Source organism: Streptomyces sp. L500, from assembly GCF_054551825.1.
Genome location: NZ_JBTOLC010000025.1, coordinates 53,320 through 72,658, shown reverse-complemented (window position 1 = coordinate 72,658; position 19,339 = coordinate 53,320). Strand labels below are relative to the sequence as shown.

General features: G+C 70.1%; 17 protein-coding genes. 11 read left to right on the top strand and 6 right to left on the bottom strand.

Going from position 1 to position 19,339, the window contains the following annotated elements; all coding sequences use genetic code 11:
- Positions 1–97: 97 nt before the first annotated feature.
- On the bottom strand, positions 98–298 hold the full coding sequence (locus ACX9I7_RS22045) for a DUF397 domain-containing protein (RefSeq protein WP_189457040.1): 201 nt from the start codon (positions 296–298) through the stop codon (positions 98–100).
- Positions 295–1,101 (bottom strand): helix-turn-helix domain-containing protein, encoded by an 807-nt coding sequence (locus tag ACX9I7_RS22040; protein ID WP_459388277.1) that lies wholly within the window; start codon positions 1,099–1,101, stop codon positions 295–297. The genes ACX9I7_RS22045 and ACX9I7_RS22040 overlap by 4 nt, the downstream gene beginning before the upstream one ends.
- A 196-nt stretch (positions 1,102–1,297) precedes the next feature.
- Here ACX9I7_RS22040 and ACX9I7_RS22035 point away from each other — a divergent pair, with 196 nt between their 5' ends.
- Complete coding sequence (locus ACX9I7_RS22035; RefSeq protein ID WP_459388276.1) at positions 1,298–2,293, top strand: Rieske 2Fe-2S domain-containing protein; 996 nt, start codon at positions 1,298–1,300, stop codon at positions 2,291–2,293.
- Positions 2,294–2,304: 11 nt separating this feature from the next.
- Here the strand turns inward: ACX9I7_RS22035 and ACX9I7_RS22030 are convergent, their stop codons facing one another.
- Complete coding sequence (locus ACX9I7_RS22030) at positions 2,305–2,889, bottom strand: Uma2 family endonuclease (protein WP_459388275.1); 585 nt, start codon at positions 2,887–2,889, stop codon at positions 2,305–2,307.
- 170 nt (positions 2,890–3,059) lie between these two features.
- Here ACX9I7_RS22030 and ACX9I7_RS22025 point away from each other — a divergent pair, with 170 nt between their 5' ends.
- Positions 3,060–3,815 carry a MerR family transcriptional regulator gene (locus ACX9I7_RS22025; RefSeq protein WP_387573557.1) on the top strand — a complete coding sequence of 252 codons (756 nt, stop codon included), beginning with the start codon at positions 3,060–3,062 and terminating at the stop codon, positions 3,813–3,815.
- Here the strand turns inward: ACX9I7_RS22025 and ACX9I7_RS22020 are convergent, their stop codons facing one another.
- Positions 3,816–4,181: a YbjQ family protein gene (locus ACX9I7_RS22020; RefSeq protein ID WP_387573559.1), complete on the bottom strand. Its 366-nt coding sequence runs from the start codon at positions 4,179–4,181 to the stop codon at positions 3,816–3,818.
- Between the two features lie 260 nt (positions 4,182–4,441).
- Between ACX9I7_RS22020 and ACX9I7_RS22015 the strand changes: the two genes are divergently transcribed.
- Together ACX9I7_RS22015 and ACX9I7_RS22010 are read left to right on the top strand one after the other, a co-directional pair.
- Entirely contained in the window at positions 4,442–5,842 is a 1,401-nt protein-coding gene (locus ACX9I7_RS22015) for a DedA family protein (RefSeq protein WP_459388274.1), read from the top strand.
- A gap of 149 nt (positions 5,843–5,991) precedes the next feature.
- Positions 5,992–7,662 carry a threonine/serine exporter family protein gene (locus ACX9I7_RS22010; protein ID WP_387573563.1) on the top strand — a complete coding sequence of 557 codons (1,671 nt, stop codon included), beginning with the start codon at positions 5,992–5,994 and terminating at the stop codon, positions 7,660–7,662.
- Positions 7,663–7,855: 193 nt separating this feature from the next.
- Here ACX9I7_RS22010 and ACX9I7_RS22005 read toward each other — a convergent pair whose 3' ends face one another.
- A complete protein-coding gene (locus ACX9I7_RS22005; protein WP_126915332.1) occupies positions 7,856–8,353 on the bottom strand; it encodes an inorganic diphosphatase in 498 nt (165 codons plus the stop codon).
- A 166-nt stretch (positions 8,354–8,519) separates the two neighbouring features.
- Here ACX9I7_RS22005 and dacB point away from each other — a divergent pair, with 166 nt between their 5' ends.
- From dacB to folE, 6 genes are all read left to right on the top strand, one after another.
- The gene (gene dacB / locus ACX9I7_RS22000; RefSeq protein WP_459388273.1) at positions 8,520–9,875 is read left to right on the top strand and encodes a D-alanyl-D-alanine carboxypeptidase/D-alanyl-D-alanine endopeptidase; all 1,356 of its coding nucleotides are present in this window, start codon (positions 8,520–8,522) and stop codon (positions 9,873–9,875) included.
- Positions 9,876–9,976: 101 nt separating this feature from the next.
- Positions 9,977–11,110 carry a zinc-dependent metalloprotease gene (locus ACX9I7_RS21995; protein ID WP_459388272.1) on the top strand — a complete coding sequence of 378 codons (1,134 nt, stop codon included), beginning with the start codon at positions 9,977–9,979 and terminating at the stop codon, positions 11,108–11,110.
- A 212-nt stretch (positions 11,111–11,322) separates the two neighbouring features.
- Positions 11,323–12,342 (top strand): tRNA lysidine(34) synthetase TilS, encoded by a 1,020-nt coding sequence (tilS, locus tag ACX9I7_RS21990; protein ID WP_459388271.1) that lies wholly within the window; start codon positions 11,323–11,325, stop codon positions 12,340–12,342.
- Positions 12,343–12,421: 79 nt separating this feature from the next.
- Complete coding sequence (gene hpt, locus ACX9I7_RS21985; RefSeq protein ID WP_126918123.1) at positions 12,422–12,961, top strand: hypoxanthine phosphoribosyltransferase; 540 nt, start codon at positions 12,422–12,424, stop codon at positions 12,959–12,961.
- A 289-nt stretch (positions 12,962–13,250) separates the two neighbouring features.
- Positions 13,251–15,260, top strand: coding sequence for an ATP-dependent zinc metalloprotease FtsH (gene ftsH / locus ACX9I7_RS21980; protein WP_126915335.1), 2,010 nt, complete (start codon positions 13,251–13,253; stop codon positions 15,258–15,260).
- Between the two features lie 151 nt (positions 15,261–15,411).
- Positions 15,412–16,017 carry a GTP cyclohydrolase I FolE gene (gene folE, locus ACX9I7_RS21975; RefSeq protein WP_189457022.1) on the top strand — a complete coding sequence of 202 codons (606 nt, stop codon included), beginning with the start codon at positions 15,412–15,414 and terminating at the stop codon, positions 16,015–16,017.
- A 151-nt stretch (positions 16,018–16,168) separates the two neighbouring features.
- Here the strand turns inward: folE and ACX9I7_RS21970 are convergent, their stop codons facing one another.
- Positions 16,169–17,281, bottom strand: coding sequence for an alpha/beta hydrolase (locus tag ACX9I7_RS21970; RefSeq protein ID WP_459388270.1), 1,113 nt, complete (start codon positions 17,279–17,281; stop codon positions 16,169–16,171).
- A 172-nt stretch (positions 17,282–17,453) separates the two neighbouring features.
- Here ACX9I7_RS21970 and ACX9I7_RS21965 point away from each other — a divergent pair, with 172 nt between their 5' ends.
- Positions 17,454–19,301 carry a phosphatidylglycerol lysyltransferase domain-containing protein gene (locus ACX9I7_RS21965; protein WP_387573572.1) on the top strand — a complete coding sequence of 616 codons (1,848 nt, stop codon included), beginning with the start codon at positions 17,454–17,456 and terminating at the stop codon, positions 19,299–19,301.
- Positions 19,302–19,339: the final 38 nt, after the last annotated feature.

Below are 19,339 nucleotides of genomic sequence, written 5' to 3'. Positions count from 1 at the left end.
TACAGGGCGAGCGCGCAGCGTCGCGACTCGCTTGCGGAAAGTCACCCAGGTGTGCAAGGGGCGGGGAGGGAGGGCGGGTTGAACCCACCTCCCATTCCTAAGAGAAGGCGCTCGAATCCCGAGTCCCGAAGCTCGGGTGCTGCAGGAACGTTCCCCAGGAGGCCCTGGGGACGGATATTCGGGGGCTGTCGTCGGACCCGAGCTTCGAGTCCCGGACGTGGACGGCGTGCGGGGAGGTGGCGACCTCCACGCATTCGCTGCCGTCACCGGCACTGAAGCTCGACTTGAACCACTTCATTGCGTGTCTGCCAATTCCTCGATGAAGGCTGCCGATTCGCCCGGGCTCATGGCCAGCTGAGTGATGCGTGCGAGCGTCTGCGTCGCCTGACTGACCTTGTCCGGCTCGGCGGTCAAGGAGGAGGTCAGTTGCCCTTCCTCGTAAGCGAAATGCTTGTGATCCGGTGTCTCGAGCAGGATCAATGATCCGTCCATGCCGACGGGGATGCCGTCGAAACGGAGAGCCTGGATCGTCACATTGCGACGCTTGCTCATCGTCAGCAGATGGCGCAGCTGCCGCTGGTGCTGTTCCCTGCTCGCGATCGGGTACCGGAGGGCGGGTTCTCCGATCACGTAGTTGAAAACGTGCGTTTGCTTGTCCAGCAGAACCTGGCGCTTCATCCGGTTCGCGACACGTACCTCAACGGTCTGGTCGTCGAGCGGCGGCCACCAACTGCTGATCAGTTCCTGTGCGTATTCCTCCGTCTGGAGCAGCCCGGGGATCCGCATCGGCTGATACGAGCTGATGGCGATCGCCTCCGCCTCGTACCGCATGTAGTCGTGGCTGCGCTCCGGAAACTGCTCGGGCTCCAGATACTTCTCCGCCGCCCGCAGCAACCCCTTCGCCCCACAGAGCTGATCGGCGATGCGCAGCAGATGCACCGCCGGCCGTCGCCGCCCCTGCTCCACCGAAGCGATCGTTTCGCAGCCGTATCCGGCCTCCTTGGCCAGCGTCTCGCGGCTGACTCCGGCGAGGTTCCGCCAGAGCTTGATCTGCTCGCCGCAGTACTGCCACGCCATGGGCCGTGGGCGCGTGTACGTCATCGGATGAGTCCTCTCGTACTTACTCCCGTCGCTACCGCATACGACGATCCCAAGCCAGCGTGGTTTCGGCCTCGCGATCAGAAAACTTACGCACCATGTCCCTCCAGGGCCCCGATAACGGCCGTACGCCTCGACATCCCACTGAAATACACAAAAGTCCTGTTTGAGCCACCTTGACGGGCGGCAGCATGGTGATGTGGAGGGGAACCCGAACGCGCCCGCCCCGCTGCCCTATCCACGGGGCTGGTTCTGTCTGAGCTCGACCCGTGAGCTGAAGGCCGGCACGGTCGCCACCCGGCGGCTGGCGGGCGAGGACGTCGTCCTCTACCGCACCCGTGGCGGGCGGGTACGGGCGATCCGTCCGCACTGCCCGCATCTCGGAGCCCACTTGGGCCATGGCGGCACGGTGGACGGTGAATACCTCGTCTGTCCCTTTCACCGCTTCGCCTACGGCCTGGACGGCACCTGCCGGCGCTCGCCGTACGGCCCGCATCCACCGGAGCTCTCCCTGACGTTGCTGCCGGTGTGCGAGGTCAACGGCATGATCTGCGTCTGGTACGACGAGACGGGGGCGCCGCCCGACTGGCAGCTACCGGAGCTGCCGAAACCGGGCTTCAGCACGCCGGTGCAACGCACCCTGCAGGCGGACACCCACCCGCAGGAAGTGGCGGAAAACATCTCCGACTACGGCCACAAGGGCCCGATCCACGGCTTCGTGGACACGAAGGAGCTCGTCACCGCGAGGACGGACGGCCCGGTCCGTACGGCGAAGGTGCGTGCGCGGCGCAGCCTTCCGCTGGTCGGCATAGTGCCGGTGGACTACGCGGTACGGCAGTTCGGGCTGGGGCTGGTGCTGGCCGAGGCGGAGATCCCGGCGCTCGGGGTGTCGATGCGGATGTGGGTGAACCCCACGCCGACGGGGCCGTGGCGGACGCAGTTCCGCGTCTTCGTCGGGTGCGCGATCACGGTCCCCTGGGCTGTCCCGGACCGCTTCCGCGACCCACCCCTCGCCGTCGCCTCCCACCTCCTGGCCCGCTTCGGCCTCACCTGGCTCACCCACGACGTCCGCAAGGACATCACCATCTGGCACAACAAGCGCTATCTCCCCCACCCCCGCCTGCAACGCGGCGATGGTCCGATCGGAGAACTCCGCCACTGGGCCCGCCAGTTCTACGCGACGGCGGAGAAGTGACGCGGGGCTGGTCAGACCTCGATCAGGCTGCGGAGATCGATCTCGATGGGGAAGGGGACTTCGGTCTTGAGAGTGCCGGTGTGTGTGGGGCGCTCGGGCCTGGGGATATACCAGTTCACCTCTTGGTGCTGCCAGAACTCGTGCACGACGGGTAGATCGTCCTCGCCGCGCTCAACGCGCCAGTAGTGGTCGATCTTCGCGTAGCCGTACAGGGCATGCTTGTAGTAGTGGTCTTCTGCGCGCGAGCCGGGAGAGACGACCTCGACTGCCAGCACTGCCTTTCCGGCGGGAGTGCAATCCAGGGTCCGGAGATCGAGACCACGCTTGTCGAAGACCACGACATCAGGCGTTGGTGCGTGGCTCTCGTCGATCATGGTCGACCGCTCGATGTTGACGGTGAACGGTTCGCGCTTTGCGTTCCTCAGCGAGTAGTAGATCCCGTCCCGGACCTGGTCGTGCCACCAGCTTGTTCTCCCTCGTACCGCGATCTTTCCGCCCAGCAGTTCCCAGTCGCGTGGCAAGGCCAGGTCCTTCACCTGGTCGTACGTCCAGCCCTCCGCGGGCGGGTACATCCAGTTCTCCGGTGTGGCTCTCATGAACCGGATGGTGGACGAGATGGCAGACGGGTGTCCCACACCCGAACGTAGTGCCACCCACCCGGGTGACGACGGACCGTTTCTCCGACTCGCGGTGCCCCGCGACTTGCACCTCACGCCGCGTGAGCCCCCACCGTGGAGCGTGCAAGGAACGAAAGGAGCGGGGAGCCATGAGCTACTCCGTAGGACAGGTCGCCGCCCTCGCCGGCGTGACCGTTCGGACGCTGCACCACTACGACGAGATCGGTCTCCTCCCGTCCGGCCGCAGTCACGCGGGGCACCGGCAGTACGAGGATGACGATCTCGATCGGCTGCAGCAGATCCTGTTCTACCGGGAGCTCGGGTTTCCGCTCGACGAGGTGGCGGCGCTGCTGGACGATCCGGACGCCGATCCGGCCGAGCACCTGCGGCGGCAGCACGAGCTGCTGACCGGCCGGATCGACCGGCTCCAGCGCATGGCCGCCGCCGTGGAGCACGCCATGGAGGCGCGAAAGATGGGCATCAAGCTCACCCCCGAGGAGAAGTTCGAGGTCTTCGGCGACTTCGACCCCGACGCCCACGCGGCCGAGGCCGAACGCCGCTGGGGCGGCACGGACCCGTACAAGGAGTCGCAGCGCCGGGCCGCCGCGTACACGAAGGAGGACTGGCTGCGGATCAAGGCCGCCGCCGACGGGCTGAACGCGCGGATCGCCGCGCTCATGGAGAGCGGCGCGGCGCCGGAGTCGGAGGAGGCGATGGCTCTCGCGGAGGAGCACCGGAGGCAGATCGGCGAGTCCTTCTACGACTGCTCGTACGAGATCCACGCCGGGCTCGCCGAGATGTACGTCGCGGACGAGCGGTTCGCCGCGACGTACGAGTCGATCAGGCCCGGCATGGCCGCCTTCCTGCGGGACGCGATCCTCGCGAACGCGATCCGCCGCAGCTGATCACGCGTGCGGGGAGATCACCACGGCCGTGCCGTAGGCGCAGACCTCGGTGCCGACGTCGGCGGCCTCCGTCACATCGAAGCGGAACATGAGCACCGCGTTGGCGCCGCGGGCGCGGGCCTGTTCGATCAGTCGCTCCATGGCCTGGTTGCGGGTCTCGACCAGGGTCTTGGTCAGGCCCTTGAGCTCGCCGCCGACGAGGGACTTCAGGCCCGCGCCGATCTGGCTGCCGATGTGCCGGGAGCGCACGGTGAGGCCGAAGACCTCGCCGATGACGCGGTCGACCCGGAAGCCGGGCACGTCGTTGGTGGTGACCACCAGGACGTCCTGGGACTGCTGGCCGCCGCCGTACTCGTCGATGCCCATGCATCCACCTCCGTATGTGTGTGCAGTTTTGCCGTTCGCCGTTCGGGACGCACGCGGGGGCGGCGGGGTTGCGCCGTTCGGGTGTACACGGAACATAACGGCACGTGAGCGGGCGTGCGCGCCCCGGGAGGGGTGCCGGGGGCCGTCTGGAACCGGGGTCGTCGCGGGCGCGTTGGTAACCTCGGGCGGCACACCGCCTCCCCCGCCTGTGCCCGGGCCTCGCAACGAGCCTGCGCCCTCCACCCAGGAGACCGTCAACCGTGACTCCCACCACTCTCGCGCTCGGCCCCCAGTGGCTGGACTCGGACTACCTGATCGGCCAATTCGGCCTGTGGGGCGTCCTGGCCATCGTCTTCGCCGAGTCGGGCCTGCTCATCGGCTTCTTCCTGCCGGGCGACTCGCTGCTGTTCACGACCGGTCTGCTGGTCACGACGAACGCGCTGAAGTATCCGCTGTGGGCGGTGTGCGCCCTGGTGATCGTCGCGGCGATCCTCGGCGACCAGGCCGGCTATCTCTTCGGCCGCAAGGTCGGCCCCGCGCTCTTCAGGCGGCCGGACTCGAAGCTCTTCAAGCAGGAGAACATCGAGAAGGCCCATGAATTCTTCGAGAAGCACGGGCCGAAGTCGCTGATCCTGGCGCGCTTCGTGCCCGTGATCCGGACGTTCACGCCGATCATCGCCGGCGTGAGCCGGATGAACTACCGCTCGTTCCTCATCTTCAACGTCATCGGCGGCGCCCTGTGGGGCGGCGGGGTGACGCTCCTGGGCGCGGCGCTCGGCAAGATCGAGTTCGTCCACAAGAACATCGAGCTGATGCTGGTCGCGATCGTGCTGGTCTCGGTCGTGCCGATCGCCATCGAGTTCCTGCGGGCGCGGTCCAAGTCGAAGAAGGCGGCCGCTGCCGCGGCGGAGGAGGCCGCGTCCGTTCCGCCCGCTCCGGCCACGCCGTCGGACGACGGGTTCGACTGGGGCGGGTTCGGCCTGGGCGAGGACGGCCCCAGGCACGGGCAGGGTAACGGTCAGGGGCACGGTAACGGTCACGGCGGCCAGGCTCAGGGCGGCCCCGACGGCGGGTACGGGAACCAGGGCGGTCAGGGCGGTCAGGGTGGCGGCTATGGCAACCAGGGCGGCTACGGCGGGCAGGGCGGCTACGCCGCGGCCGGCGGTTACGGGGGCCAGGGCGGGTACGCCGGCCAGGGCGGATATGCCGGGCAGGGCGGCGGCTATGGCGGCCAGCAGGGCGGCCAGGGCGGCCAGGGCGGCTACGGCGGTGGTTACGGTTCCGGCGGCTACGGCCAGCCCCAGCCCCAGACGTACTCGCAGCCCCAGCCGTACCCCCAGCAGACCCAGGCGTACCCCCAGTCCCAGGCCCAGCCTCAGCCCTACCCCCAGGGCCAGGGTCAGTCCCAGCCTCAGCAGTACCCCCACCCCCACCCCCAGGCCCAGCCTCAGCCCCAGCCCCAGCCCCAGCAGTACCCCCACCCCCAGGGCGGCTACGGCAACAACGCCTACGGCCAGGGCGGCTACGGCAACAATGCCTACGGCTACAACAATGGCGGCAACGCCGGCGGCTACGACGGCGGCGCCTACGACAACGGCGGCTACGACGACGGCCAGGAGCGCCCCCAGCACCCCCAGCACCCCCACCACCCCCAGCGCTGACGCGGAAACGCGGCACCTTCCCGCCGTTAACGGCACATTAGGGAACCGTCAGGGAGCCCGTCGCTCCGTTTTTCCCGCCCCCGGTGCGCGGGCCCCTCGCCCTGCGTGCATCCTGGCCGTAACCGGAGGGACGCACCGAGGAGTACGTGGTGGTGGAACGCCAGCGGGGAAGCGGTACGGCGAGCCAGGACGGTGACCCCGACCGGGGCACCGAGGACCGCAAACCGCAGTCCGACGAAGCACACAGCGCCTTCACCCCGCCCCTGGGCGTGCCCCTGCCGCCCCCGCCGCCCGAGGACGACCACCCCACGTCGGAATTCGCCCTCCCCAAGGGCGTCGTCAAGGGCGCCGGCAAGGGCGGGACGAAGGGCGCCGAGGGCGCTGCCGCATCGTACGCCGCCTACACCCCGCCGTACGGGATACCCAAGGTCAGCCTGACCAAGGAGGCGCCCTGGCAGGACCGGATGCGCACGATGCTGCGGATGCCGGTCCTGGAGCGGCCGGTGCCGGAGCGGCCGGAGAAGCACGCGGAGGAGCCCGGGCCGCCGGTGCCGCGTGTGCTGGACCTGACGCTGCGCATCGGTGAGCTGCTGCTCGCGGGCGGCGAGGGCGCCGAGGACGTGGAGGCGGCGATGTTCGGCGTCGCGCACGCGTACGGGCTGGCGCGCTGCGAGCCGACCGTCACGTTCACGCTGCTGACCGTCAGCTACCAGCCCTCGCTCATCGACGACCCGGTCACCGCCAACCGGACGGTGCGCCGGCGCGGCACGGACTACAACCGGCTGGCGGCGGTCTTCCGGCTCGTCCACGACATCACCACCCAGGGGCTGACCCTGGAGGAGGCGTACGGGCGCCTCGCCGAGATACGCCGCAACCGTCACCCGTACCCGAGCTGGGCGCTCACCCTCGCCTCCGGGCTGCTGGCGGGCGCGGCGAGCCTGCTCGTGGGCGGTGGGCTCGTGGTGTTCCTGGCGGCGGCGGCCGGGGCGATGCTCGGCGACCGGCTGGCGTGGCTGGCGTCGGGGCGGGGGCTGCCGGAGTTCTACCAGTTCGTGGCGGCGGCGATGCCGCCCGCGGCGATGGGCGTGGCGCTGAGCGCCACGGGTACGCCCGTCCAGGCGTCGGCGGTGATCACAGGTGGGCTGTTCGCGCTGATCCCGGGACGGGCGCTGGTCGCGGGCGTCCAGGACGGGCTCACGGGCTTCTACATCACGGCGGCGGCGCGGCTGCTGGAGGTCGGCTACCTCATCGCGGGCATCGTCTGCGGTGTGCTGGTCGTGCTGTACGGGGGTGTGCACGTCGGCGGGAAGACGCTCAACCCGGAGGCGGCGCTGGTCCACCGGGAGCGGCCGGTCATCCAGATCGTGGCGGCGATGCTGCTGGTGTTCGCGTTCGCGCTGCTGCTTCAGCAGGAACGTCACACCGTGCTGCTGGTGACGCTGAACGGCGGGGTCGCGTGGGTCGTCTACGGGGCGCTCGCGGACACGGCGGGGCTGGACCCGGTGCCCGCCACGGCGATCGCGGCCGGCCTCGTCGGCCTCTTCGGCCAGCTGCTGTCGCGCTACCGCCACACGTCCGCGCTGCCGTACGTGACGGCGGCGATCGGCCCGCTGCTGCCGGGTAGCGCCACGTACTTCGCGCTGCTGAACTTCGCGAAGAACGAGCTGAACACGGGGATCTCGGCGATCACGAAGGCGGCGGCGCTGGCGCTGGCCATCGCGATCGGGGTGAATCTGGGGAGCGAGATGTCCCGGATGTTCCTGAAGGTCCCGGGCGAGGGCGCGGCCCGCCGCGCGGCGAAGCGCACGCGCGGCTTCTGAGCGGTGCCGCGCCCCGAAGGGGCGCGGGGAACTGCGCGACCGGCCACGGACGGCCCGCAGCCGCATGACCTCGCTTCGGCACCCCTGGGTACGCCAAAACCGCCGCGGCGGCGTTCTGCCACCACGGCGGTGTCCGACGGTGCCGGGACCGGCCTCAGGCCGACCCGGCATTCACCAGGTGCACGTCAGTGCGTCAGTGGTGGGCCCCACCCGACGCCTCAAGGCGCTTGTAGGACGCCTCGATCTCCGCCTCGGCCTCCGCGCGGCCGACCCAGTCCGCGCCCTCGACGGACTTGCCCGGCTCCAGGTCCTTGTAGACCTCGAAGAAGTGCTGGATCTCCAGGCGGTCGAACTCCGAGACGTGGTGGATGTCACGGAGGTGCTCGACGCGCGGGTCGTTCGCGGGGACGCAGAGCAGCTTGTCGTCGCCGCCGGCCTCGTCCGTCATGCGGAACATGCCGATGGCGCGGCACTTGATGAGGCAGCCGGGGAAGGTCGGCTCGTCGAGAAGGACCAGCGCGTCCAGCGGGTCGCCGTCCTCGCCGAGGGTGTTCTCGACGAAGCCGTAGTCGGCCGGGTAGCTGGTCGAGGTGAAGAGTCGGCGGTCCAGACGGATGCGACCGGTCTCGTGGTCCACCTCGTACTTGTTCCGCGAACCCTTCGGGATCTCGATGGTGACGTCGAACTCCACGGGTGGCTCCTTCTGATCAACACATACGTCTGGTGATTAAGTGTCCCCCACGCAGGAGTGTGGTGGCGAAAGGGGCTGGTCCGTGGTGCCGCAGGCCGGACGCCGGCAGGTCGGGTGGTGGCGGGACGCCTCTCGCGAACAACGGCGAACCGTACGGTTCGCCGCCGTGTCCGCCGTGGCCGGCCTGGCGCTGGCGACCGGCGCTGTGACAGCCGCCGGGCCCTGGGACGGGGGTCAGCGTAAGGCCGAACGGGACCTCGCCGCTGCCCCGGCACGGTCCGGCGGCGTCCGTCACGCCGACGGCGAACGCGCGCCGGGCGCGGCGCCGCCGGTGCTCGCGGGCCTGAAGGACGCCGGGAAGCGCCCCGCCGGCGGCCCGGCGGAGGAACTGGCCCCCGTCCTGGACCCCCTCCTGAAGGACTCCGCGCTGGGTGCCGACCACGCGGCCGCCGTCGTGGACGCCACGACCGGGGAGCGGCTGTACGGGGTGGCGCAGTCGGACGCGTACACCCCGGCGTCCACGATCAAGCTGGCCACGGCGGCCGCCGCCCTGTCGGCGGTGGGGCCGGAGCACCGCATCGAGACGACCGTGATGGCATCGGGCGGCGACGGCGTCGTCCTGGTGGGCGGCGGCGACCCCACGCTCACCGCGGCCGGCCTCGGCGACCTGGCCGAGGCCACGGCCCGCGCCCTCAAGGCGCGCGGCACCACCGGGCGGGTGAAGGTGGCGTACGACGTCTCGCGCTACTCCGGGCCCGTGCTCCACACGATCGGGCTCAACGACAACATCGCCCCCGTCAGCCCCCTGATGGTCAACGAGGGGCGCCTCGACGACTCCGACCACGGGCCCGCCGACCGTACGGCCGAACCGGCGGCGGACGCGGCCCGGAAGTTCGCGGCGCTGCTGCGCGAGAAGGGCGTGGACGTCGACGGCGAGCCGGGGGAGGGGCGCGCCGAGGGCAAGGCGGCGGCACGGCTGGCGTCGGTGGCGTCCGCGCCGGTGTCCGCGCTGGTGGAGCGGATGCTCACCAACAGCGACAACGACATCGCGGAGGCGCTGGCGCGGCAGACGGCGCTCGCCTCGGGCAAGCCGGCGAGTTTCGAGGGCGCGGCGCAGGCCGTCACGGAGCGGCTCGCGGCGCTGGGCCTGCCGATGCCGGCCGTCCGCGTCGTCGACGGCAGCGGCCTGGACCGCGCGGACCGCGCGTCGGCGGAGTTCCTCGCCCTGCTGCTGGCCCGGGCGGCGGAGCCCGGCCGTCCGGCCCTGCGGCCGGTCCTCACGGGGCTGCCCGTGGCGGGCTTCAGCGGCACCCTGCGCGACCGCTACCCGCGCGACGCGGCGGGCCGCGCGGCCGTACGGGCCAAGACGGGCACGCTGACGGGCGTGAACACGCTGGCCGGGACGGTCGTCACGCCGGGCGGGCGGCTGCTGGCCTTCGCGTTCCTGGCCTCGGGGACGACGGACGCGGACGCGGCCCAGCGGGCGTTGGACCGCTGCGCGTCCGCGCTGGCCGGGACGTAGCGGACCGCGAACGACCGGGATCCGGGGCGGAGCCCCGGTTTAAAGCCGGCCCCGGTTTAAAGCCCTCCTCCCCGCCTACTCCCACCACGTACGGTGAAGGCATGACGAGCGTCGGTGGTACGGAGATGGTCGACTGGAAGCTCGCGGTGGCGACCGCGAGTCGGCTCGTACGGCCGGGGCCGGAGGTCAGCCGGGACGAGGCGCGCGACGTGGTCGCGGAGCTGCGCCGGCACGCGATCGCGTCGGAGGAACACGTCCGGGCGTTCACCCGGATGACGCACCCGGAGGGGAGCGGCGGCGCGCAGCCGCCCGTCCTCGTCGTGGATCGCGCGGGGTGGGTCAAGGCGAACGTCGCCGGTTTCCGGGCCCTGATCGGCCCGCTGCTGGGGAAGATGCAGGACAAGCGCGCGAACGCCCCGGCGGGGGCGGTGCTGGGCGCGGTCGGCGGCAAGGTGACCGGCGTGGAGCTGGGGATGCTGCTGTCGTTCCTGGCGTCCCGGGTGCTGGGCCAGTACGAGACGTTCGCGCCGGTGACGCGCGACCTGCCGGGGTCCCCGGCCGGTGGCGGCCGGCTGCTGCTCGTGGCGCCGAACATCGTCCAGGTCGAGCGCGAGCTCGACGTGGCCCCGCACGACTTCAGGCTCTGGGTGTGCCTCCACGAGGAGACGCACCGGACGCAGTTCACGGCGGTGCCGTGGCTGCGGGACCACATCGAGGGGGAGATCCAGGGGTTCCTGGGGGAGACGGAGGTCGATCCGGCGACGCTGCTGGAGCGGATCCGGGAGGCGGCCCAGTCGCTGGCGGGCGGCCGGCCCGCGGACGGGGAGGAGCGCGGCGGCCGGAGCATCGTGGAGCTGGTCCAGACGCCGGCCCAGCGGGAGATCCTGGCGCGGCTGACGGCCGTGATGTCGTTGCTGGAGGGCCACGCGGACTATGTGATGGACGGCGTGGGGCCGCAGGTCGTACCGACGGTGGCCGAGATCCGGGAGAAGTTCCAGAAGCGGCGGGCCACCGGTGCCGGGCGTCTGGACGCGGCGCTGCGCAAGCTGCTGGGCCTGGACGCCAAGCTGCGGCAGTACCGTGATGGCGAGCGGTTCGTACGCGCGGTGGTCGACGAGGTCGGTATGGACGGCTTCAACCGGGTCTGGACGTCCCCGAACACGCTGCCGACCAAGGCCGAGATCGCCAAACCGGCGGACTGGGTCGCACGGGTGCACGGACGGGCCGACGGGTGATTCCGTCCACCCCCGTCACGCCCTGCTACCGGATGAACGCTCCCGTAATCACCCTTCCGAGGGACCGTGTGCCAAGGGTGGGCGTGCGATGCTCGGGTAAAGGCTCGTCTCTGTCACCATCGACGCACACAGCGTGACGGATACTCGGAGTCGGCAAGCCCCCCGGCGCCGGCTCCGGCACCCCCTCCCATGGAACGATTGGACACACGGACATGGGTCCACACCCCGCGGTCGCGGCGATACGCCTGGCGGTCCGCCGCGTTCTCCACGACGTCCTCACCCTGGCCCCCACCACCTCCTCGCCCCAGGGCGCCGGCGAGCCCCCGCTCGTGCTGGTGGCCTGCTCGGGTGGCGCCGACTCCATGGCGCTCGCCTCCGCCCTCGCCTTCGAGGCCCCCCGCCTCGGGGTCCGGGCCGGTGGCGTGACCGTCGACCACGGCCTCCAGCAGGGCTCCGACCTCCGCGCCGCCGAGGTCGTGAGCCGTCTCACCGCCCTCGACCTCGACCCCGTCGAGGCCGTCCGCGTCGACGTCGGCCGGGAGGGCGGCCCCGAGGCCGCCGCCCGTGAGGCCCGCTACGCCGCGCTGGACGCCGTCGCCGACCGCCACGGCGCCGTCGCGATCCTGCTCGGCCACACCCGTGACGACCAGGCCGAGACGGTGCTGCTCGGGCTCGCCCGGGGCTCGGGCATCCGCTCGCTGTCCGGCATGGCCACCGCCTCCGGCGTCGGCGGCCGCTACCGCCGGCCCTTCCTCGGGCTGGACCGGCAGACGGCCCGGAAGGCCTGCATGGTCCAGTCCCTGCCCGTCTGGGACGACCCGCACAACGCCGATCCGGCCTACACCCGCTCCCGGGTGCGCCACGAGGCGCTGCCGGTCCTGGAGAAGGCGCTGGGCAAGGGCGTGGTCGAGGCTCTCGCCCGGACGGCCCAGCTCTCCCGTGACGACGCCGACGCCCTCGACTCCTGGGCGGCCGCCGTGGAGCCGTCCGTGCGCGACGACTCCGGCGATCTCGAGGTCGCCAAGCTCTACGCCCTGCCCCCCGCCGTGCGTCGCCGGGTGCTGCGCCGGGCGGCCATCGCGGCGGGCTCCCCGGCCGGTTCGCTCTTCGCCCGGCACCTGGAGGAAGTGGACCGCCTGATCACCGGCTGGCGCGGCCAGGGGGCCATCAATCTCCCCGGGCGCGTCGCGGTTCGCAGGCAGGGTGGCAGACTGGTCCTCCGGCAGGGCTGATGCGAGCGGGGCGGAGCGCGTCTCGCGGGCCCGACAAGGTCGTGAACGAGCGAGAGTGGCGCGGGTGGACGAGAAGGACATGGGCACCGATCTGAAGTCGGTGCTCATCACCAAGGAAGAGATCGACGCGAAGCTGGCCGAGCTGGCCGCGAAGATCGACGCGGAATACGCGGGCAAGGACCTGCTCATCGTCGGTGTCCTCAAGGGCGCCGTGATGGTGATGGCGGACCTGGCGCGCGCCCTGTCCACCCCCCTCACCATGGACTGGATGGCCGTGTCCTCCTACGGCGCGGGCACCCAGTCCTCCGGTGTGGTCCGCATCCTCAAGGACCTGGACACCGACATCAAGGGCAAGCACGTCCTGATCGTCGAGGACATCATCGACTCCGGCCTGACGCTGTCCTGGCTGCTGTCGAACCTGGGCTCGCGCGAGCCGGAGTCGCTCAATGTCGTGACGCTGCTGCGCAAGCCGGAGGCGGCGAAGGTGGCCATCGACGTGAAGTGGGTCGGCTTCGACATCCCCAACGAGTTCGTCGTCGGTTACGGTCTCGACTACGCCGAGAAGTACCGCAACCTGCCCTTCGTGGGCACGCTCGCGCCGCACGTCTACGGCGGCTGAGCACGCTCCGTCGTGGAGCCGGTACCCCGGTGGTGAACCCGGTGGGTGAACCCGGTGGCCGGGAACCCTTCCCGGTTTCCCGCCGTTGGAGCATGCGAGGGCGGGTTTGTTGACCGTCCGCGGCGGCGTCGGGTGACAATGCTGGGGTACCGTCCGAAGGTCAGCCTTTTTCAGGCCTTCGAGCCAAGCTTTCAAGGTCGAGCAGGACACCGCACGCACAGGCACCTCAATCCGGGGTGACCGTGCCTCACTGTGGCAGGAGGGACGGGGCGCCGAGCGCCCCGTATGGATGGACGTGAAGCGCTACTTCCGTGGGCCGGTCATGTGGATCGTGCTGGCCGTCCTCGCCGTGGTCGTGTTGATGCAGGTCGTCGGCTCGTCCGGCGGCTACAAGTCGGTGGACACCAGCCAGGTCGTGCACGCGATCGACAAGAACCTGGTGAAATCGGCCGAGCTGACGACCGGCGACGAGAACAAGATCAAGATCGAGCTGATCAACGGCCAGAAGATCAAGGGCTCCAGCAAGGTCCAGGCCAACTACATCGGCGACCAGGGCGTGGAGATCTCCAAGGACCTCCAGGCCAAGGCCGATGACGACGACCCGAAGACGCTGCCCGAGGGCTACAACGTCTCGACGTCGAAGCAGAACCCCTTCGTCGGGGTGCTGCTCTCGCTGCTGCCCTTCGTCCTGATCGTCGTGGTCTTCCTGTTCCTGATGAATCAGATGCAGGGCGGCGGCTCCCGGGTGATGAACTTCGGGAAGTCCAAGGCCAAGCTGATCACCAAGGACACCCCCAAGACCACCTTCGCCGACGTGGCCGGTTCCGACGAGGCCGTCGAGGAGCTCCAGGAGATCAAGGAGTTCCTCCAGGAGCCCGCGAAGTTCCAGGCCGTCGGTGCCAAGATCCCCAAGGGTGTGCTGCTCTACGGCCCGCCCGGAACGGGCAAGACGCTCCTCGCGCGCGCCGTCGCCGGCGAGGCCGGCGTCCCGTTCTACTCGATCTCCGGCTCCGACTTCGTCGAGATGTTCGTCGGTGTGGGCGCCTCCCGCGTCCGCGACCTCTTCGAGCAGGCCAAGGCCAACGCCCCGGCCATCGTCTTCGTCGACGAGATCGACGCGGTGGGCCGCCACCGCGGCGCCGGTCTCGGCGGCGGTCACGACGAGCGCGAGCAGACGCTCAACCAGCTGCTCGTCGAGATGGACGGCTTCGACGTCAAGGGCGGCGTCATCCTGATCGCCGCCACCAACCGCCCGGACATCCTCGACCCGGCGCTGCTGCGCCCGGGCCGTTTCGACCGGCAGATCGCCGTCGACCGTCCGGACATGCAGGGCCGTCTGGAGATCCTCAAGGTCCACCAGAAGGGCAAGCCGGTCGCGCCCGACGTCGACCTGGCCGCCGTCGCCCGCCGCACCCCCGGCTTCACCGGTGCCGATCTGTCGAACGTCCTGAACGAGGCCGCCCTGCTGACGGCCCGCAGCGACCGCAAGCTGATCGACAACCACGCGCTGGACGAGGCGATCGACCGCGTCGTGGCCGGCCCGCAGAAGCGGACCCGGATCATGAGCGACAAGGAGAAGAAGATCACCGCGTACCACGAGGGCGGACACGCCCTGGTCGCGGCGGCTTCCCCGAACTCCGACCCGGTTCACAAGATCACGATCCTGTCCCGGGGCCGCGCGCTCGGCTACACCATGGTCCTGCCCGACGAGGACAAGTACTCCACCACGCGCAACGAGATGCTCGACCAGCTGGCCTACATGCTGGGCGGCCGCGCGGCCGAGGAGCTCGTCTTCCACGACCCGACCACGGGCGCGGCCAACGACATCGAGAAGGCCACCGCCACGGCCCGCGCGATGGTCACCCAGTACGGCATGACCGAGCGCCTCGGCGCGATCAAGTTCGGCTCCGACAACTCCGAGCCCTTCCTGGGCCGCGAGATGGCGCACCAGCGGGACTACTCCGAAGAGGTCGCCGCGCTGGTCGACGAAGAGGTCAAGAAGCTCATCGAGACCGCGCACAACGAGGCGTGGGAGATCCTCGTCGAGAACCGTGACGTCCTCGACAACCTGGTTCTGGCCCTCCTGGAGAAGGAGACGCTGAACAAGGAGGAGATCGCCGAGATCTTCCGCCACGTCGTGAAGCGCCCGGCCCGCCCGGCGTGGACCGGCTCCTCGCGCCGTACGCCCTCCACCCGCCCGCCGGTGCTCTCCCCGAAGGAGCTCGCCCCCAGCAACGGGGCCGCCCCCGTCGACACGGTGGAGCTCACCAAGGACAGCCCGGCCACGCCGGAGAGCTGAGCCCCCCGGGCCCCGCGAAGGGCCCGGAATGGATGCCGCGTCACCCAGGTTTTAGCCTTGGGGGCGCGGCATCGCGCTTTTGCGCGCGGTCCGAAGAGCTCCGCAGGGGCCGCACACGGCGCGACGACGTACGAGAGAACGAGGCAAGCCCATGACCGACCCGGTGACGCTGGAGGCCGAGGGCCCGATCGGCGAGTTCGACGAGAAGCGGGCCGAGAACGCCGTCCGCGAGCTGCTGATCGCGGTCGGTGAGGACCCCGACCGGGAGGGTCTCCGCGAGACGCCGGCACGAGTGGCACGCGCGTACAAGGAGATATTCGCCGGCCTCTGGCAGGAGCCGGAGGACGTGCTGACCACCACGTTCGACCTCGGGCACGACGAGATGGTGCTGGTCCGGGACATCGAGGTGTACAGCACCTGCGAGCACCACCTCGTGCCGTTCCACGGTGTGGCGCACGTCGGCTACATCCCCTCGACGACCGGCAAGATCACGGGCCTGTCGAAGCTGGCCCGGCTGGTGGACGTCTACGCCCGCCGCCCGCAGGTGCAGGAGCGCCTGACCACGCAGATCGCGGACTCCCTGATGGACATCCTGGAGCCGCGCGGCGTCGTCGTGGTCATCGAGTGCGAGCACATGTGCATGTCCATGCGGGGCATCCGCAAGCCCGGCGCCAAGACCCTGACCTCGGCGGTCCGCGGCCAGCTCCGCGACCCAGCGACGCGCGCCGAGGCGATGAGCCTGATCATGTCCCGCTGACGCGGGACATACGAAAGGGGCCCGTCACGAGACGGGCCCCGAAGTCTTTCCCGGGTGGGTGCGCCCCGTAAGGGGCGCGGGGAACTGCGCGCTCAGCCAAGAACGACCCGCGGCCGGCGGACGGCACAAGGCCCCCCACCCGGAAAAGCCGCTAGGCGGAAAGCCGGCTGCCCATCCACTTGAGCGTCGGGTTCAGCTCACGCCGCCACGTGTTGAAGTTGTGACCACCGCTGTCGAGCACGATCGACGAGACACGCGTCGGGGACTTCGCCGCCATGTCGATGAACTTCATCGTGTCCTTGTAGTTGTGCTCACCCTTCTTGCTGGTGGTCACCAGCAGCGAGACGGGCGGCAGGCTCTTGTTCTTCAGACGCCACAGCAGGTCGTTCTCCTGCTCCAGCTGCTTGCTGCCGCCGAAGAGGGAACCGGTCGTCGGGTCCTGCGGGGCCTTGTAGTAGCCGGAGAGCGAGGCGGCCGCGCTGTACGCGTCGGGGTGGCGCATCGCGATCTTCAGCGCGCAGTAGCCGCCGGTGGAGTCGCCGATCATGCCCCAGTTCTTCGCCTTGTCGCCGACGCGGTAGTGCTCCGAGATGGCCTTGCGCAGATCCTTGGCGAAGAACGTCTCGGTCTGCGGGCCGCCGGGTATGTCCATGCATTCGGTGTCACGCGGCGGGGCGACGGTGGGACGCATCATCACCAGGATGGTGGGCTGCATCTTCTTGTCCTTGGCCAGCTTGTGCGCCCGCACCGGGTAGTCCAGACCCTGGATCAGCGCCTCGGCGGTGCCCGGGTAGCCGGTCAGCGCGACGGAGGCGGGAAAGGTCTTGTTGGCGTACTGCGGCTGGAAGTACTCCGGCGGCAGGTAGACATACGCCGGGCTGCTGATCTTGGACTCGGGGCCCACGATGTTGATCTTCTCGATCTTGCCGCCGACGCGGGGCACATTGCCGCGCGGCACCTTGACCTGCTGGGCGCTGACCACCTGCACCCGCTTGGCCCCGGCGCTGTGGTCGACCACCACGCCCTCGTTCTTGACCTGACCGAAGAGGTCGGCCCAGGAGCCGTAGAAACCGAAGGACTGGTTGGCCCAGAGGCCGATCGCCGCGAACAGCGACAGCTGCGTGGCGATCATCATGCCGACGCGGGCCAGAACGGAGCCGATGCCCTTCTTGCCCAGGCGGGGCCAGAGCCAAATGGTCAATGCGAACAGCACGACCGCAGCCACGATGGCAATGATCAGTACTGCCATGCTGGTGAGACCCATGAGGTGCTTTCTGCCGAGCGCCCCCGGCGCGCGGGGTCGCGGAATGGTTACTTCTTTCCGGGCTCGGCCCCCCACGGAACCTCAACCCCGAAACCGTCGTCCTACAGGGCGCACATTGTCCGGGTGCTGCCGCCAAGTGGCGCAGGCCCACTCGACAGGACGACGGGAAGAGATGTCTGTCAGGGTAGATGGCAAAAAGTCCGACGAGGTTCCTTCGGGGTCGAAGAGGCTCGCGGGGCTTGCGCGTCTTATCAAGGGGCCCAAGCCCGAGAACGTGCCTGCCGTCGTGGGCACGATCGGGGCCCTGATCGGCCTCGCTGACATCGCGGCCGGGGTCATCCCCCGGTTCCGGTGGAGCAGGGTGCACGCCCTCTCCGAGGTGCTGCCCGGCTCCGTGACCCAGCTGGCGGCCGCCGGCTCGATCATCGTCGGCATTCTGCTGCTGATGATCGCCCACGGCCTGAAGCGCGCCAAGCAGCAGGCATGGCTGGCCGCCGTGATCCTGCTGCCCATCGGTGCCGCCGCGCAGCTGCTCTACCGCCACTCCTACATCGGTGGCGCCCTCTCCCTGCTGCTCTTCGTCTACCTCCTCCGGCACAAGAAGTCCTTCGCCGCGCTGCCGGACTCCCGCAGCCGCTGGAAGGCGCTGGCCAACCTGATCATCATGGGCGGCGTCAGCTTCGGCCTCGGCTGGGTGATCGTCGGCTCCCACGCCAACAAGATGATCGGCGACCCGCCGGTGCTGGAGCAGATCGAGCACGTCCTCTGGGGCCTCGTCGGCTTCGAGGGCTCGATCCGCTACACCGACCACGTCGACTACACCGTCGGCTACTCGCTGGGCGCCCTCGGTCTGCTGACCGTCCTCACCACCGCCTTCCTGGCCTTCCGCCCGGCCTACCCGGCCCCCCTCCTCACCGAGGAGGACGAGGACAAGCTGCGCGAGCTGCTGGCCAAGCACGGTGAGCGCGACTCGCTCGGCCACTTCGCCCTGCGCCGCGACAAGAGCGTCGTCTTCTCCCCGTCGGGCAAGGCCGCCGTCTCGTACCGCGTCGTCTCCGGCGTGATGCTCGCCAGTGGTGACCCGATCGGTGACGTCGAGGCCTGGCCGGGCGCCATCGAGAAGTTCATGGAGCTGGCCAAGCGCCACTCCTGGACCCCGGCCGTCGCCGGCTGCAGCGAGACCGGTGGTGAGGTGTGGACCCGTGAGACGGGTCTGGACGCCCTGGAGATGGGCGACGAGGCCATCGTCGACGTGGCCGACTTCAGCCTGACCGGCCGTTCCATGCGGAACGTCCGCCAGATGGTCAAGCGCATCGAGCGCAACGGCTACTCCACCAAGGTGCGCCGCGTCGGTGACCTGACCCCCGAGGAGCTGGAGGCCGTCCAGAAGGCCGCCAACGCCTGGCGCGACACCGAGGACGAGCGCGGCTTCTCCATGGCCCTGGGCCGCATCGGCGACCCCAAGGACCTGGACGCGATCATCGCGACCGCCCACAAGGACCCGGAGGAGGGCGAGGACCTCCCCTTCGGCGACCTCCGCGCCATGCAGCACTACGTGCCCTGGGGCAAGGACGGCAGCTCGCTGGAGCTGATGCGCCGCGACCGCAGCGCCGACCCGGGCATGAACGAGCTGCTGATCGTGGCCTTCCTCCAGGCCGCGCCCGAGCTCAAGATCAAGCGCCTGTCGCTGAACTTCGCGTTCTTCCGCTCCGCCCTGGAGCGCGGCGGCAAGCTGGGCGCGGGCCCGGTGGTCCGTATCCAGCGCGCGGTGCTGATCTTCCTCTCGCGCTGGTTCCAGATCGAGTCGCTGTACAAGTTCAACGAGAAGTTCCGGCCCCGCTGGGAGCCCCGCTTCATCGTCTTCCCCAACAGCCGCGACCTGCCCCGCATCGGCTTCGCGATGATGCAGGCCGAGGGCTTCCTGGAGCTGCCGCGACTGCTGCGCCGCCGACCGGCCCCGCCGGAGGAGGTCCTGGAGCAGGAGGCTCCCGAGCAGAGCGAGGTCACGCGCGCCGCGTGACGTGCGCCGATACCGCCCCGCGACCCCTCCCCGGCCAC

What these genes read in the sequence shown, in the direction of transcription:
- ACX9I7_RS21970 (WP_459388270.1), bottom strand. Translation starts at nt 17,281, where the DNA reads ATGGGTCTCACCAGCATGGCAGTACTGATCATTGCCATCGTGGCTGCG.
- ACX9I7_RS22020 (WP_387573559.1), bottom strand. Translation starts at nt 4,181, where the DNA reads ATGGGCATCGACGAGTACGGCGGCGGCCAGCAGTCCCAGGACGTCCTG.
- ftsH (WP_126915335.1), top strand. Translation starts at nt 13,251, where the DNA reads ATGGACGTGAAGCGCTACTTCCGTGGGCCGGTCATGTGGATCGTGCTG.
- ACX9I7_RS22040 (WP_459388277.1), bottom strand. Translation starts at nt 1,101, where the DNA reads ATGACGTACACGCGCCCACGGCCCATGGCGTGGCAGTACTGCGGCGAG.
- folE (WP_189457022.1), top strand. Translation starts at nt 15,412, where the DNA reads ATGACCGACCCGGTGACGCTGGAGGCCGAGGGCCCGATCGGCGAGTTC.
- ACX9I7_RS22045 (WP_189457040.1), bottom strand. Translation starts at nt 298, where the DNA reads ATGAAGTGGTTCAAGTCGAGCTTCAGTGCCGGTGACGGCAGCGAATGC.
- ACX9I7_RS22030 (WP_459388275.1), bottom strand. Translation starts at nt 2,889, where the DNA reads ATGAGAGCCACACCGGAGAACTGGATGTACCCGCCCGCGGAGGGCTGG.
- ACX9I7_RS21995 (WP_459388272.1), top strand. Translation starts at nt 9,977, where the DNA reads ATGACGAGCGTCGGTGGTACGGAGATGGTCGACTGGAAGCTCGCGGTG.
- ACX9I7_RS21965 (WP_387573572.1), top strand. Translation starts at nt 17,454, where the DNA reads ATGTCTGTCAGGGTAGATGGCAAAAAGTCCGACGAGGTTCCTTCGGGG.
- hpt (WP_126918123.1), top strand. Translation starts at nt 12,422, where the DNA reads ATGGGCACCGATCTGAAGTCGGTGCTCATCACCAAGGAAGAGATCGAC.
- ACX9I7_RS22025 (WP_387573557.1), top strand. Translation starts at nt 3,060, where the DNA reads ATGAGCTACTCCGTAGGACAGGTCGCCGCCCTCGCCGGCGTGACCGTT.
- tilS (WP_459388271.1), top strand. Translation starts at nt 11,323, where the DNA reads ATGGGTCCACACCCCGCGGTCGCGGCGATACGCCTGGCGGTCCGCCGC.